20 protein-coding genes are annotated in these 13,238 nt (G+C 64.0%); 13 read left to right on the top strand and 7 right to left on the bottom strand.

The window, feature by feature from the left end; all coding sequences use genetic code 11:
* Positions 1–20: 20 nt before the first annotated feature.
* From BKG60_RS18840 to BKG60_RS18780, 13 genes are all read left to right on the top strand, one after another.
* On the top strand, positions 21–194 hold the full coding sequence (locus BKG60_RS18840; protein WP_470365426.1) for a hypothetical protein: 174 nt from the start codon (positions 21–23) through the stop codon (positions 192–194).
* Complete coding sequence (locus BKG60_RS18835; RefSeq protein WP_070945685.1) at positions 191–481, top strand: hypothetical protein; 291 nt, start codon at positions 191–193, stop codon at positions 479–481. The genes BKG60_RS18840 and BKG60_RS18835 overlap by 4 nt, the downstream gene beginning before the upstream one ends.
* 179 nt (positions 482–660) lie before the next feature.
* Positions 661–1,107, top strand: a complete 447-nt coding sequence (locus BKG60_RS18830; RefSeq protein WP_070945684.1) for a macro domain-containing protein — start codon at positions 661–663, stop codon at positions 1,105–1,107.
* 199 nt (positions 1,108–1,306) lie between these two features.
* Positions 1,307–1,957 carry a hypothetical protein gene (locus BKG60_RS18825; RefSeq protein ID WP_234709454.1) on the top strand — a complete coding sequence of 217 codons (651 nt, stop codon included), beginning with the start codon at positions 1,307–1,309 and terminating at the stop codon, positions 1,955–1,957.
* Between the two features lie 150 nt (positions 1,958–2,107).
* On the top strand, positions 2,108–2,662 hold the full coding sequence (locus tag BKG60_RS18820) for a hypothetical protein (protein ID WP_070945683.1): 555 nt from the start codon (positions 2,108–2,110) through the stop codon (positions 2,660–2,662).
* 409 nt (positions 2,663–3,071) lie between these two features.
* The gene (locus BKG60_RS18815; protein WP_242663604.1) at positions 3,072–3,338 is read left to right on the top strand and encodes a hypothetical protein; all 267 of its coding nucleotides are present in this window, start codon (positions 3,072–3,074) and stop codon (positions 3,336–3,338) included.
* A gap of 107 nt (positions 3,339–3,445) precedes the next feature.
* Complete coding sequence (locus BKG60_RS18810; RefSeq protein ID WP_070945681.1) at positions 3,446–3,664, top strand: hypothetical protein; 219 nt, start codon at positions 3,446–3,448, stop codon at positions 3,662–3,664.
* Between the two features lie 58 nt (positions 3,665–3,722).
* On the top strand, positions 3,723–4,433 hold the full coding sequence (locus BKG60_RS18805) for a hypothetical protein (protein ID WP_070945680.1): 711 nt from the start codon (positions 3,723–3,725) through the stop codon (positions 4,431–4,433).
* 27 nt (positions 4,434–4,460) lie between these two features.
* Positions 4,461–4,961 carry a hypothetical protein gene (locus tag BKG60_RS31515; protein WP_070945679.1) on the top strand — a complete coding sequence of 167 codons (501 nt, stop codon included), beginning with the start codon at positions 4,461–4,463 and terminating at the stop codon, positions 4,959–4,961.
* Positions 4,962–5,559: 598 nt separating this feature from the next.
* A complete protein-coding gene (locus BKG60_RS18795) occupies positions 5,560–5,793 on the top strand; it encodes a hypothetical protein (protein WP_019348353.1) in 234 nt (77 codons plus the stop codon).
* Between the two features lie 278 nt (positions 5,794–6,071).
* Positions 6,072–7,145 carry an ATP-dependent DNA ligase gene (locus BKG60_RS18790; RefSeq protein WP_019348354.1) on the top strand — a complete coding sequence of 358 codons (1,074 nt, stop codon included), beginning with the start codon at positions 6,072–6,074 and terminating at the stop codon, positions 7,143–7,145.
* A complete protein-coding gene (locus BKG60_RS18785; RefSeq protein ID WP_131823395.1) occupies positions 7,142–7,387 on the top strand; it encodes a hypothetical protein in 246 nt (81 codons plus the stop codon). The genes BKG60_RS18790 and BKG60_RS18785 overlap by 4 nt, the downstream gene beginning before the upstream one ends.
* Positions 7,388–7,977: 590 nt before the next feature.
* Positions 7,978–8,253 carry a hypothetical protein gene (locus BKG60_RS18780; protein WP_019348357.1) on the top strand — a complete coding sequence of 92 codons (276 nt, stop codon included), beginning with the start codon at positions 7,978–7,980 and terminating at the stop codon, positions 8,251–8,253.
* Between the two features lie 258 nt (positions 8,254–8,511).
* Here BKG60_RS18780 and BKG60_RS18770 read toward each other — a convergent pair whose 3' ends face one another.
* The 7 genes from BKG60_RS18770 to BKG60_RS18740 form a co-directional block, all read right to left on the bottom strand.
* Positions 8,512–9,105, bottom strand: a complete 594-nt coding sequence (locus BKG60_RS18770) for a 5' nucleotidase, NT5C type (RefSeq protein ID WP_043370599.1) — start codon at positions 9,103–9,105, stop codon at positions 8,512–8,514.
* Positions 9,102–9,413, bottom strand: coding sequence for a hypothetical protein (locus BKG60_RS18765; protein WP_019348360.1), 312 nt, complete (start codon positions 9,411–9,413; stop codon positions 9,102–9,104). The genes BKG60_RS18770 and BKG60_RS18765 overlap by 4 nt, the downstream gene beginning before the upstream one ends.
* A 120-nt stretch (positions 9,414–9,533) precedes the next feature.
* Positions 9,534–9,689 carry a hypothetical protein gene (locus tag BKG60_RS32010; RefSeq protein WP_019348362.1) on the bottom strand — a complete coding sequence of 52 codons (156 nt, stop codon included), beginning with the start codon at positions 9,687–9,689 and terminating at the stop codon, positions 9,534–9,536.
* A 367-nt stretch (positions 9,690–10,056) separates the two neighbouring features.
* The gene (locus BKG60_RS18755; RefSeq protein ID WP_075909834.1) at positions 10,057–10,629 is read right to left on the bottom strand and encodes a molecular chaperone DnaJ; all 573 of its coding nucleotides are present in this window, start codon (positions 10,627–10,629) and stop codon (positions 10,057–10,059) included.
* A gap of 100 nt (positions 10,630–10,729) precedes the next feature.
* Complete coding sequence (whiA, locus tag BKG60_RS18750) at positions 10,730–11,659, bottom strand: DNA-binding protein WhiA (protein WP_047036482.1); 930 nt, start codon at positions 11,657–11,659, stop codon at positions 10,730–10,732.
* Positions 11,656–12,666, bottom strand: a complete 1,011-nt coding sequence (gene whiA / locus BKG60_RS18745; RefSeq protein WP_234802116.1) for a DNA-binding protein WhiA — start codon at positions 12,664–12,666, stop codon at positions 11,656–11,658. Before whiA (BKG60_RS18745) ends, whiA (BKG60_RS18750) begins: the two co-directional genes overlap by 4 nt.
* A gap of 57 nt (positions 12,667–12,723) precedes the next feature.
* Positions 12,724–13,227, bottom strand: coding sequence for a hypothetical protein (locus tag BKG60_RS18740; RefSeq protein ID WP_047036477.1), 504 nt, complete (start codon positions 13,225–13,227; stop codon positions 12,724–12,726).
* Positions 13,228–13,238 lie beyond the last annotated feature (11 nt).

Genomic DNA, 13,238 nt, shown 5'->3' with positions numbered 1-13,238 from the left:
CTGGGCATCCCCAGCATCGAATGCCACGAGCAGGCGACGCTGCAGGTCATGTTCGGCTACGGCCGCGGTGTGGTCACCGTGTGTCGGCGCCATGCCGAAAGGCGCGTCGCGCACGCGCAGCGACGGGCACGCAACGATGCCCACGGAGCAAGTCCCGACAGCCGAATCCTAAACGCGTAGAGGAGTTTCCGTGAGTCTCTCAGAACTGCAATTCGCACTGGACCAGCTCGGCGTCGCTTGCTGGTTCAATCAGCTGCCGGCACACGTGCGGCACTGGGAGGACCGGCAGGGGCAAGAGGCGATCTTGCTCCGGGCGCGGGAATTCGCAGTCGCGTGCGGTGCCACTGCAGAACAGATCACCGATTGCGAACAGTACGGGTCCCGCCTGGCGATAAAAGACAAGGCTCCACTGACGTTGGCAGGGCGATCGTGGGACCAGTTCTCCGCTGGGCTGCGCGACTCGCGCAGCGACTGTGGCTGACAGGATCGCTGACGATGTCTGCCATGCATGGCGGCCTCGAAGCCAGATATTGCATCGGCGGTTACGTGGTCGACTGCGATGAACGGCAGCGATGTTGCGGAGAGTGCTGACGTTGCGCCGCAGTTCATCTCGATCTGTCACGTCCCCCTGAACCACCAACCCAATGAAAGAGAAACCGTATGAGCTTCACAATCGAGACCGGCGACCTCTTCGCGCACCCGTCTGAGGCGCTCGCACATGGCGTCAACTGCATCGGGGTCGCCGGCGCCGGTGTCGCAGCAATCATGAAACAGCGCCACCCAAACGCGATTCACCAATACGAGGTGCTTGCGCGCCGCGGTGATCTTCCAGTTGGCGGGGCGATGATATGTCCTCAAGGGCCGGGAGATACGACGATCATCCACTGCGCCAGCCAGTATCAGCCAGGCCCCGACGCCCGACCCGAATGGCTACGCTCGTCGCTGACCGTCGGGCTCGAACTCGCAGTCGCGCACGGGATCGCGTCCGTGGCGCTGCCGCTCATCGGCGGAGGCATCGGTGGTCTCGATCCGAAAGAGGCCGAACAAATCATTCGCGAAGTCGCCGAGTCCTCCTCGGTCGCGGTCACGCTCGTGCTGCTCGGGTAGAACCTGATTCGGCGCCGCAGATATGCCGGGACACGCCGTCGGACATGCATATTTCGTTCCACAATGCTTTGTCGGATGCCGGTGCAACGATTGAGGCAATCCGGTGCGGGAACACCCACAGGCCGGAGTGCCGGGGAAGTTCTCCAGCTACGTTCCCGCACCGGATTACCGCAACAGAAACTAAACGAGAGGTTCCGCCATGACTGTCCCTATCGCTCAGGCCCCCGTGGCCGCTGCTCCGCCGGTTGCTCAGGCTCCGGTTGCTCAGGCGCCCGTGGCCGCAGCACCGGTCGCTCAGGCTCCGGTCGCTGCCGCGCCGGTTGCTCAGGCACCGGTGGCCGCCGCGCCGGTTGCTCAAGCTCCCGTTGCTGCCGCGCCGGCTCCGGCCGCCGCTCCCGCCGCCACCTACGGAGGCATCACGGCGGCCCCGGCGATCGGTTCGATCCCCACCGGCGGCGGTGGTGGTATCAGCGACGAGCACTTCAACAAGCCGATCCTGTTCCGCCTACTGTCGGTGAGCCCGCGCTACAGCAAGTACGAAAAGGCCGAGGTTTCGACACCCACCGTCGACTACATCGTGCTCGATCCGGCCACCGGCGCCTTCACCGAGATCAAGAATGCGGTGATGATGCAGAAGCACATCCGGAACGAGCTGGTGGCATGTTTCCAGCGCGGAATGACCGCGGTGACCGCCGTGGCCATCAAGGTGCCGACGCAGAACGACGAACCGGCCAAGGTGCTGCGCGCGTTCGACGACCAGAACACGGGCTACGGCGCCGAACTGGCCACGCAGTACTTGCGTGAGGCTGCGATCAGCCAGTTCAACTGGTGGACCGCCACCGCCGCCTGACCCGCGATCAACACACGGCCCGTGCCTCCACCGGTGCGGGTCGTGTGTTGTGTGCACCGGCACTTGTGCAGACGCGTTGCGCGGAGTGATGCGCGGGCAACATAGCTAGCATCACGGCCGACATACCTGCAAGGGAAAGGCAGAGTCTTCATGAGCGAGGACGTCACCACCGGCGAGCCGACTTACTTCCGCCCGCCCAACGCTGATACCGGCGAGCCGACGCTGGCCGTCTATTTCTCGGCCGAGTTGTTCCCACTGATGCGTGCCTACGAGTACGACGTCGCCGCCAAGACGGACCAACTCGCTGCCGATGTTCGCGACCACCTGGACAGGCTGGGCATCGCAATCCGGCCTACCATCCGGCACGGCCGCCTGCGCGCACTGCAGGATCTCGAGCCCGACGAGAACGGCGTCAACCGCGACCCCATGGTTGTTTCGACAGTCGTCGCGTATCTGACCGATGCCGAGCCCGATGACCCGCGTCTGGTCCCACTACTAGAGAACAGCTTTCACGGCCACCGCATTGACGCGCAGATCGAGTTCGAGATTCCGACCACCGCCAGCGAAGCGGCGCTAGCCGAGCAGGAAAAGGCTGACGCTGAGCGTGCCGCGGAGTACCGCGTCAAAGCCGATGCCGCTCGTGCGGAAGCTGCGGACCGGGAAGCTCGACCGTTCGACCAGGACATGAGCGAGCTGTTCGACTGAACCTCGCGAAAGGCCCGAGCGCGGTAATGCCATCGCGCTCGGGCCTTTGTCCTGTCTACACCTCGTCACTGCCGACCACGATGAAAGGACGACATCCTGTGGCGCATATTGGTGGACGTACACCCGATCGCATCGCCGCCGACCAGCTTCTGGACAGGGCACGACTGCTCGAGGCTGCGGGGAAAACGGAGCAGGCGAGTGAACTGCGCCGACGCGCTTCGAAGCTGATCGGGGTCATCGCAAGTTCGAATGGCCGAAAGGACGTGACAGGCGCTCGACCAGCGCCGTGAAACCGCTGCGCAACAGTAAAAGCCAGCTGCAGGTTGCATCGGCCCAGGCTCGGCGGTAATCTCCATTTTAGAGAGTAGGAGATATGGCTGTATTGATTTCACGTTCCACACTTCAGCGCATGGCGCTGGCGGGCGCGTTGACCGCCGGCGTCGGGGGAGCGACCACCACGGCCCTTCCAGGACTGAGCCACTGGCCGGCGCCATCGGTGATCGTGACCGTTGCTGCCATCACCCTCCTGGGCGGGCTTATTCGCAAGGTGCTATTGGTTGCGGCCGTTGCAGTCCTGCTCACAGTCGCGCTTGTTGCCGCAGATGCGGCAACAGGTCAACACATCCAGCGGGCGCTGAACCCGGCAACGGTGCTGCGCGTGGTGGGGCAACCGTGACCGTCAGCCGCGCATACGTGATCGACACCGCGACGGGCGTAGTCATCTACGTCGGTATATCCCTGTTGCACTGCGCCTAATCCACCACTACAGACGGGATTCCGACCATGACCACCAGAGACGCCACCGACGCACCCCTGCCAGCAGTTGACTTTGATGGCAACGTCTCCAGTGTCGTCAAGTGGATTGAGGACGACGGCCTCGGCTGGTTCCTGGCGGTATGCCGCGACGGTGCAACACGGCAGGTTTCCACCGACGAACTGATCGGGTTCGGGGTAGACCCGTCCCGCAACGTAAACCCCATGCGGCCGAACACTGCCCGCTAACCACCTCGACCTGGCGGCCCGACTGGCCGCCGGGAAGCTCCATCTGAAGGAGTTCGACATGAACACAAACCCCACCAACTGCCAATACGTCGGACGTAGCAACGCATCCGACCCGCATTCGGTCCACTGTGACTCTGCCGGCGAGAGCGCGGACGTTCGCCCGATCGAGGTTGGTGACCGTGTTCAGTACCACGAACGCGCTGGGCAGGAATCCCGCGCATTCCACGGAACCATACTCGGAATACATAGCGGCATAGCCACGATCGATCTGGGCGGCGGCGGACGATCTAGCGTCGCCGTCGAACGACTTTCCCTCGTAGCCATCGACCCGTACGCGCCCGGCGCGGTGTACCGCTGCCGGATAGACATCAGCACCGACTACCGCACACACGAGGCGTTCGTCATCATCGACGCGCTTGAGGAATACGCGTCGCGCCAGCGATGGCGGGCAGAAGACGGCGACAACGCCGAACTCCTGAAGGAGCTGGCAGACACTGCCGACCGGCTGCGCGAACAGTTCCACGCCCAGATGCACGACGGAGCAAACGTTGTCGACGCCGCGGGAATCGCGCAGGAACCCGTTCCGATCGGCGTCGGCGACGTCGTGACGTGGACCTACGGCCACTCCGCGCCGTGGAACGGCGCCGAACAGCGCACGGGCACCGTCACCGCGCTCGATACCGACGTGAACGTTGCAACGATCGCCGACGCCGCCGACGGCCGCTCCTGCATCGTCGACGATTATCCGAACCGCCTGCGCCGCGCCTAATCCACCACCACAGAAGGTATTCCGATCATGCCTACTTACTATCCCGGTGACCACCTGCGCACACCCGTCGACCTTGCCGCCGACGCGGCCGAGGCCGCCGAATCCCGACCTCACCCCGACGCCGGATTGCCGCTGCCGGTCCACCACCTCGATGAGGGACATTTGGCGGCCGACAAACAACGCGGCGTGTGCCCGCACAGCGGCACCGGCGACATGGCCCACGGTTGCCCGCGCGGATGCGAGGGTGCCAGGGAGCACTACTCGAACGACGGGCACCCACAATGCGAGGACGACCCGTTCGGCGAGACCACCGCTGACGACGCCGAGAAGCTGCCCTACGAGTGCCCGGACTGCGGTGATCGTCACGACGGGATGACCACCGGCACCGAACGATGCCCAGATTGTGAAGGCGGCAACCAGTGCGAAGGCCACGAGTCTCTGGCCGGCGAACACATGGGTGAGTCTGTGTACTGCGATGGCTCTTGCCGACGAGCGGCGAAGCGCACCCGCAACAGTGGGCGGGCGTGACCATGGCGAAGAAACGACCTACGTCGCCACCGCTCCCGATGGCAGCACCCATACCCGAACGTCTGCCCGGACCTACACGCACGCCGTGCTGGTCTTCGGGGCGGAACTGGTACGCCAAGGTGCGCCGGAACGGGCTGTGTCGCTGACGAAGAATGCGTCGATTGTGACGGAACCGGCGAGTGGTTCGAGTGACCAGCAGCAGGCCAACGCAAGGCGCAATTATCGGCACACCAGGAGGAAACCATGCAATGTCAGGCCGTATGGGATGACCCAGAGCACAGCGTGCCGGATGACCCACACCAATGCCAGTGTGGCCCCAATCATGAAGGCTTCCACGTCTGCCACTGCGGCATCGAGTTCTAGTTGACGTAATCGGCACGAATCGGAGGTTCGATGAACGACAAGGTGATTGCCCGCGTGACGGTAGGTCGGCACTTCGGCATTCCTTACGCACGCATCCTGCACGGAGGCGTGGTCCAGCGGACGTTCCTGGGCCTGACTAGGTGGCACGCGATTCGTCGTGCCGACCGGCACCTGTCCGACTGTGGGGTTACATAATCGGCGGCAGACGGCGAAATTATCGGTGAAGGATGGGCGTATGAGCGGACAGACATGGCTGGAGAACATCAGTCAAGACTTCGCCGTTGGCGACCATGTCACGGTCGGGTCCGTGGTCACTGTTCGGCGTGCCCGCAATCGGGCATCGCAGCACGCCACAGGCGTTGTCGCCGGCTACAACGATGTCGGCATTGTGGTCGAGTTCGACGGCGGGCCAATCAACGGCGTCACCTGGTGCACGGCCAGCCCGCTGGAACTTCGGCACCTGACGTAATCGCGGTTCATCGCAGAGGAGAGGTATCACGCACACCGACCTGTACTGGGAGCTCCGGGACCGGGGATACACCGACCCGGAAGCTCACCGACTGACCGAAGAACCCGACCTGATCGAGGAGATAATGACATAACCAGGCCCGTACTGGCCGCCGAGCTCAAGAAACTCGCCGATGAGCGACTGTGGGGTCGCGTCGGCGCCGCAGTAGCCGGGGGAGTTGTCGGCCTCTTGGTCTATTCTCTATATTAGAGAATAGACCAGATGCTGAAAGGGCCACGATGACCGCCGCAGGGGAACCCAGAACCGCGAGCCTCTACTACCGGGAAGGCAACAGCGACAAGGAATACCATGCGAGGCTGGAACCTACCGACGCCGGATTCCTCGTCACTTTCGCCTATGGACGCCGGGGTTCGGCACTGACCACCGGCACGAAGACCACCACCGCGGTGGACTACGCCAAGGCCACGGCGATCTTCGACAAGCTGGTCAAAGCCAAAGAGGCCAAGGGCTATACCCGCGGCGAGGACGGCACCCCATATCAGAACAGCGCCAGTGACCGCCACCCGTCGGGTCTGCTGCCCCAGCTGCTCAACGTCGCCGACCAGGCCGCTGCGAACGAAGCCATCAACAGTGACAGCTGGTGCCTGCAGGAGAAGTACGACGGCCGTCGCATGTTGATTCGCAAGACCGGCGACACCGTCGAGGCCTTCAACAAGTTGGGCCTGGCGGTAGGGGTGTCCGCGGCGGTGGCCCGTGCAGCTGGGTCCATCGACGGTGACTTCATCTTCGACGGGGAGATCATCGGCGATGTGCTGTACGCCTTCGACATCTTCGAGTACGCAGGCAATGACCTGCGCGACAAGCCCTACCAAGAGCGCTACCGCATCTTGCTCGATCTGATCGCCCTGAACCTCGATGACGCGATCGCGCCGACCCACAACTGGACCTCCCAGAGTGACAAGCGCCGGAAGCTGGCCGAGCTGCGGGACGCCAAGGCCGAGGGCGTGGTGTTCAAGCGCCTGGATGCACCGTATTCGCCGGGACGGCCCAACAGCGGCGGCCCGCAGCTCAAGTTCAAGTTCGTCGAGACCCTGAGCGCCCTGGTGACCGCGGTCAACACCCAGCGCAGCGTGGGCCTGAGCCTGCACGGCAACGACGGCCTGACCTTCGTCGGTAACGTCACCATTCCCGCCAGCCACGACGTGCCGCCGGTCGGCGCCGTCGTCGAGGTCCGCTACCTCTACGCCGCCCCGGCGCTGTACCAGCCCGTCTACCTCGGTGTGCGCGACGACATCCTGCCCGCGGAGTGCGTGATGGCGCAGGTGAAATTCAAGAGCGGCATCGACCGGTGAACGCTGACGGCGAGAGTTCAAAATCAACGCGCGGTGGCGGTGGAGGACTCATGCGACATCACCGCGAAACCACGACAGATGGCGACCTCTTCGATCCGCCCGAACCGGGCAAGTTCATCGTCGATTGTGCCTGTGGCGACACCTATCTCGTTGACAAGCCAAGGTGGTCCGATGCCGAGTTCGAGGCACTGGAAGCCGCCGCACTGGCGCACGCCAGGAGACGACATGGCCACACCGTCTGAGCTTGTGAAGCAGGCTCTCGATGAGGCTGCCGGTTTCGGCACCGGAGACTGGGCCAACCGTGCACTCGCCGCCCTCCGTGAAGGTGGCTACAAGGTCATTCTTCGCAATCCGTCCCTACGAGGACGCAGTACGCAAGGTGATGGGTGGCCCGATGTACCTGAACTGGGACCAGGCGAGCGCCAACATTGACGAGCACCCCGACGAGCCGTGCAGGTGGCCGGCCTGACGTAGGGCGCAATGATCGGATGGGGGAATGATGGAGTTTGAGACTCGTCAGATCGTGATCGCTCACGAGGTTATGTGGGAAGCGATCAGCGAATGGGCAGGTAAGCGCGGCCTTCGCCTAGTGCAGATACCGGGGTCGGGCTACGCCGAGGACGACCTACCGGCGTACATTTTCTCCCCGATCGACCCGACAAAGTTGAGATAGTCAGTGAAACACGTTGATCGCCAAGGACACAACGCGAAATTGTCAGTGGAATAATCCATCCAGCATCACCGCGAGGCCACGGCAGACGGCGACCTCTACAGCCACTTCATAGCTGTGTGGGCGCCCGCGCCAAGCTGACGTAGGGGAGACTGCCAAAGCATGACCAGCCAATGCACCCATCCCGCAGACCAGCCGCGCGCCGTCTCCGACTTTGACGAACACCGCGACACCATCGACGGACCAAAGACATGGGTCCGCGAAACCGTCATCTGCGACGCTTGCGGCGAGCGCCGAAACATCCGAACATTGCTCACCAACGACACCGACGACGGTCCAGAGTCGGGGATACACAAGCGGTGTCCAGATTGCGGCGGCCGCGTGTTCACCACTGCCCGCGATGGCGCGCTGGGCCCGCATCAGTGCGCTGACGTATGAATCAACTGCCCGACTCAGAGGTGTTGCGCGGCCTGCTGCACGCCCGGATCAACAAGGCCCATTCAGCTGGGCAGCATCGCTACGTGGATTTCCTGTTGGACCGGCTGTATGGCCTGGACGCACAGAAAAGGCGGCTGGCGAGCCAGCGCGGGTCCCGACATCGAGCCGAACTTCCGTCGATTTCGCCGGCTCAAGACGACAGGTCCGGGACGTGACATCCCCGTGCGGCCGGTGATTGCACCGGCATCGAGCCAGCAGTCAGGCTGCCTGCCGGTTGAAATCCCCGCGGAGCACTCGATCGGCGAACTCGGCCAGACTGATCACGCGTGGGCCGGGAACTTGCCGGTTGTAGGTGGTGTCGCGCACCACGGCGATCCTTCCGGCACTTCGGATCTCGTCGATGTTGTGGGGAGCATCATCGAGGTAGACGTCACAGCCAGAGAGGCTCTTTCGCTGCTGGAAAAGCAGATCGTCAGTTTCGATGCCATGGCGAGCAAGCCAGCTTGCGAGGTCGCGGCGTCCGGCACGGTGCCCTGATTCTCCCGCGCGGTGCTCTTGTCGTGCAGTCACGATGGAGACCTTGTGGCCGCCGTTGCGCAGTTCACGCACCGCGGCCGGAGCGGTGTCGTCGAACAGTGCCAGATCGCCCAGGCCGCTCTCGTGCAGCTGGGCCATTGCCCTCGCCGCAGTGCGTGCATCGGGAAACCAGCCAGGTTCGATCAGTCCATAGGTGAGCGGTCCCTCGCCCGACATCGCGTGTCCGTTCCCGCGTCCGACCTCGGCGATGGCCGCCATATAGTCAGCAAGCACACCATCGACATCGAGACCTATATGCAACGATTGCCGGATCATTGCGAAACCAGTTCGGGGCAGCCCCAGTAGACCAGCGTGAAGGGCTTTCCGAAACCGGGACGGGCGGCAAACCAGTGCGCGTGCCACTCGCCTTCACTGTCGCATGACCAATCATGGCGGCCGCACCACTTGATCCGCGACGCCACGCTAAGCCAGACCTCTTCGACTACGAGTTCCTGGCCATCGGTGCGTTGGCTTCCGCCGTTGTCGGCCAGGTCGGCCAGCAGCATGCCACGGTCAAGATCATGTCCTGCATGGATGCGTTGCCATCCGTGATCCTCGTTGACGAAATCACTGGGATATTTCACTGTCTAGGCTCCTCATCTTGTCGGGCGGTGCTTACCGGTGTTCATCGCGATCCGGGACGCCGACACCACTGATCCACGCGTTGACGATCCGGTGCGGCCGGTGATCCTCGCTGCGCACGGTCACGTTGAGACCTTCTGGCCGATTGGGGCATCCAAGTGCTCAGTGTCGGGTTCAAGGGTGCGCCCGGTGATCCCATCGATCAGCAGCGCATGGATGTGCTCGTTTCCCTGCTGGGTGGACTCGAAGTCGCGCGTAGTGAACGAGATTTCGCTCATGCGGCAGGCCACCCATAAACGACGTCGCCGCCGTGCACTGAGGCGTACTCGTCCATCCGGTCGCGGCTGATTCCAGGCCCGCCGGCTATGACGGTGCCGCCTTTCCAGACGTGCCAACTAGTTTCGAATTCGATGCGCGGAACTACGATCTGCACTGACCGCGTGGTGATCTCGCCATTCGCGGTCCGGATTCTATACACCGACGAGCCTGTGATGGGGGAGTCGAACGGTCCCTCTTCGATAGTTCCAACCTCCAACACATTGCCGTACGCAATGACCTCGGCCCCGGCTGGGATGTGTGGTCGTGAGACTGAGTTCATGGCGGCTGTTTTCCTCTTATCGTCAGTTGGGGTACGGGGTTCGGATGTCAGACCCTGAGCACGCGACGTGCTTCCTGAACTCGCTGGAACTCCTCTGGCGCGCCTCCCTGGTCAGGGTGCGTAGCGCGCAGCGCGGCACGCACGCCGCCGTAGGAGTCGATGAGCGCCTGTGCGCGGGAACGGGCGTCAGAGTGATTCTCGATCGCCACCCAGCCTCGGTACTGCTCATGTCCGGGCGTGATCCCGTACCGGTCCAAGCGGCGAAGCCCGTTGAGCCCGAGTGTGATGGCCCGCAGGTTGTCCTGCCAGGTATCGAATTTCGCGGCGGGGTAGGACAGTGGTCCGAATCGCGATTCGACATGCAGGACTACCCCGGGGTGGATGGTTTTAGCGCTCGCCCGTGGCATCCCATCCATGCGGAAGTCGTCGTCGCGTAACGCGATCTCAAGCACCGACGGTGCATTGCGGGAGTGCTTGCCCAAGTGGCGGAGTTCGCGGTCGAGCTCATCGAGGGTGGCCGACAGCGGCGCGGTGAACGGCGAGCCGATGTGCGCTGACGGCAACTGTCCCGGCCATTCCAGCAGGGGGCGCAACGTCATCCCGTCCGGGTAACTGGTCATGTCCCCCCCTTTCGTTGTGTCTCTAAAATAGAGAATATCATTGACGGTCCGAAGGTGTAACGGGCCGGCGCGATGGCTGCCCCATGGGGCACAGGCGCTCCTACGCTGGAATGTCGAGGGCTCGCTGTTCGGCGGCCGATATCAGTCGCCGCAACCGGCCTGCGAACGTGTGCTTGGTCATCGGCGGTATGCAACGTTCGGCAAGATCGGTGTTTGAAGCGTCGGGGTGGGCGATCCGCAGCTGCGCAGCGCAAATCCACTCTGGCGGCACGTCGGACCCTAGAATTTCCAGGGCGAGCCGGACCTTCTCGGCGATGTGTTGTCCTGCTTGCGAGGCGCGTGCGCTGTTGGCCTGGGACAATGGCCTGGTGTCGAGCCGAGATTGTGCGGCAGCAACAGCTTTCGCATCGACCCACCGCCTAGCGGCCCCCGGAGCGCCGAGCTGTTCCAGGAGAGCCCCAACCCCGTAGCGGACCCGGACATAGTCAACGGCACCGTCGATCTCACTGCCTTGACGTGCTTCCGCGATCGCCGACAGACGCCGAGCAAAACCGGCCACCGCCAGTGCCGACGCCGGTCCGGGACAACGTATTTCCAGCGCTGGTGGCCTCACTGAAGTCACCCGCAGGTGTCCTGCGGACAACACCGCTCCGCGAAGTGCCGCAGCAGCGATCACATCCGATGCGCACGCCGCTGACACCAAGGCTGCGGGCATGCCCACCACGGGGCGTCCGTGCGAGTCGAGAAGCCCGATGCGTCGAGCAAGGTCGTCGGCGTCGCTCACACGAAGTGTCGCGGTTCTGCGTGGTCCGGCATCAACGCGCGGTGTACGCCCATACAGGTCGGTTAGCGCCTGCGCGATGCGCACTGCGGCCGCTTCGGAGGACATGCGAGATTCGAGGGTCAGGCGACCGTGCTGCATGCGTAGGCCACCACCGACACGCATCGCGGAGACCGCTTCGGCTTGGCGGCACCTGGCCTCTCCAGTGCCTTCGACAGGGGTCTCTACCAGTTCTGCAACCAGACTCATCGTTGGATCCACGGAAACGCTCCTTCCGGCTTGTCGAGCCCAGCACTGACAGCCACCAGCTGCGGTTCCGGGTCAGCGACAGTGGCGGGCAGGGCCGCTTCGTGCTTGTCGGCCAGCGCCAGCAGGCGCCGCAGGCGCCCCGCGACAGCGTCTTTGGTCAGCGGTGGATCGGCCAGGCGCCCCAGTTCCTCAAGAGAGGCCTCGCCGTGGGTCAGGCGCAATGTTCCGGTAACAGCCAGGTGCTCCGGAACGTCGGTTCCGAGAATGGTCAACGCGCGTTCGACCCGGGCCGAAGTTTCTGCCGCAGCATCGGCAGTGCGCCGACTGTTGGCGGCGTCGAGGCTGGCCATGCGGCACATCCGCCGTCGCGTCGCACGGCTCTCCCACTCGAGGCGTGACTCGGGGGCTCCGATGCGCGTCATGAGATCGGCGATGTCAGTGCCGGCACGGATCATCACCCGGTCGATACCTCGTGATTCGCGCACCAACGGCAGCACACCGATCCGGCGTGCGCAACTGGCCAGCGCGTATGCCACTTCTGTAGTGGGGCAGCGGATTTCCAGACTGGTGTTACTGCCAGGGCCGCTCAGGGTTCCCGAAGCCAGGAATGCGCCGCGCCAGGCCGCCTCGATCTCGCCGGGGGAGCCTCCAACAACGGCGGCAGGCAGACCCTGGACCTGGCGTCCACGATCGTCGATCATTCCGATGGATCGCGCTAACGTCCCTCCGCCGTCGCTGGCGGCGACACGGACCAAGTAGCGGCCGCCGCACAGTGCTGCATTTCGAGGCAGCACGGTCGCCACCGCGCGGTAGCCGTACAGCTCGGCGATCTCACGGCGCAGGTACCGGGCCAGCGATGCGCTGCTGACCTCCGCGGCGACAACCAGGCCACGCGACACACGCAGGGTAGCGGTCAGGCGTAGGACTGCGGCCAGTTGTGCACGCCTGCATCCTTCAGGGGTGCCGGTGTGCACTCCGAGGAGCTCGTCTTTCAGTTCTGCGGTCATCGACACGGTGTGCCTCCAGATTTGGTGGTGGTGGGGTAGTGGGGTGGGGAGTGCCTGTCAGGCGGCGTTACTGGTCGGGCTGAGGTGTTCGGCGTCATCGAGCACACGCCACAGGGCGGTGTCGGCATCGCATGCGTCTTCGGGGCTGACACGGCGACGGTGATCGGCGATTGCGGCAACCAGATCGCTAGCGGCGGGCCAACGGGCATCGCGCATCTGCGCGAACTGCACGGCGGCATCGCAGGCGGCGACAATCTCGGTGGCGTTGGCGCTTCGTCGCAGCAGGACTGCTCGCTCATTGGGGTCGGTACCGGTGCGTGCATCCAGCGATGCCAGGCGGGCGTCAAGTTCGGCTTTTACTCCACGCGCGGTGATCAGAACTTTGGACGCGACGTGAAGGTCCGCGCAGAACCCGTCGATCGTCGAGCGCACTGTGCGCCAGCACAATGCGTGCACCGCGGCCCGCAGTTCCGCCGGTCCGGCAGCAGCGATCCAGCTCGGGTCAGCCAACCGGGCGCGCATCGTGTCGCCTCCGGTACGGCTGGTGTCGGTGAGATTCACAGGGATAGTCC

It is taken from the genome of Mycobacterium syngnathidarum, assembly GCF_001942625.1.
GTDB lineage: Bacteria > Actinomycetota > Actinomycetes > Mycobacteriales > Mycobacteriaceae > Mycobacterium > Mycobacterium syngnathidarum.
This window is presented reverse-complemented; position numbering and strand designations above follow the sequence as displayed.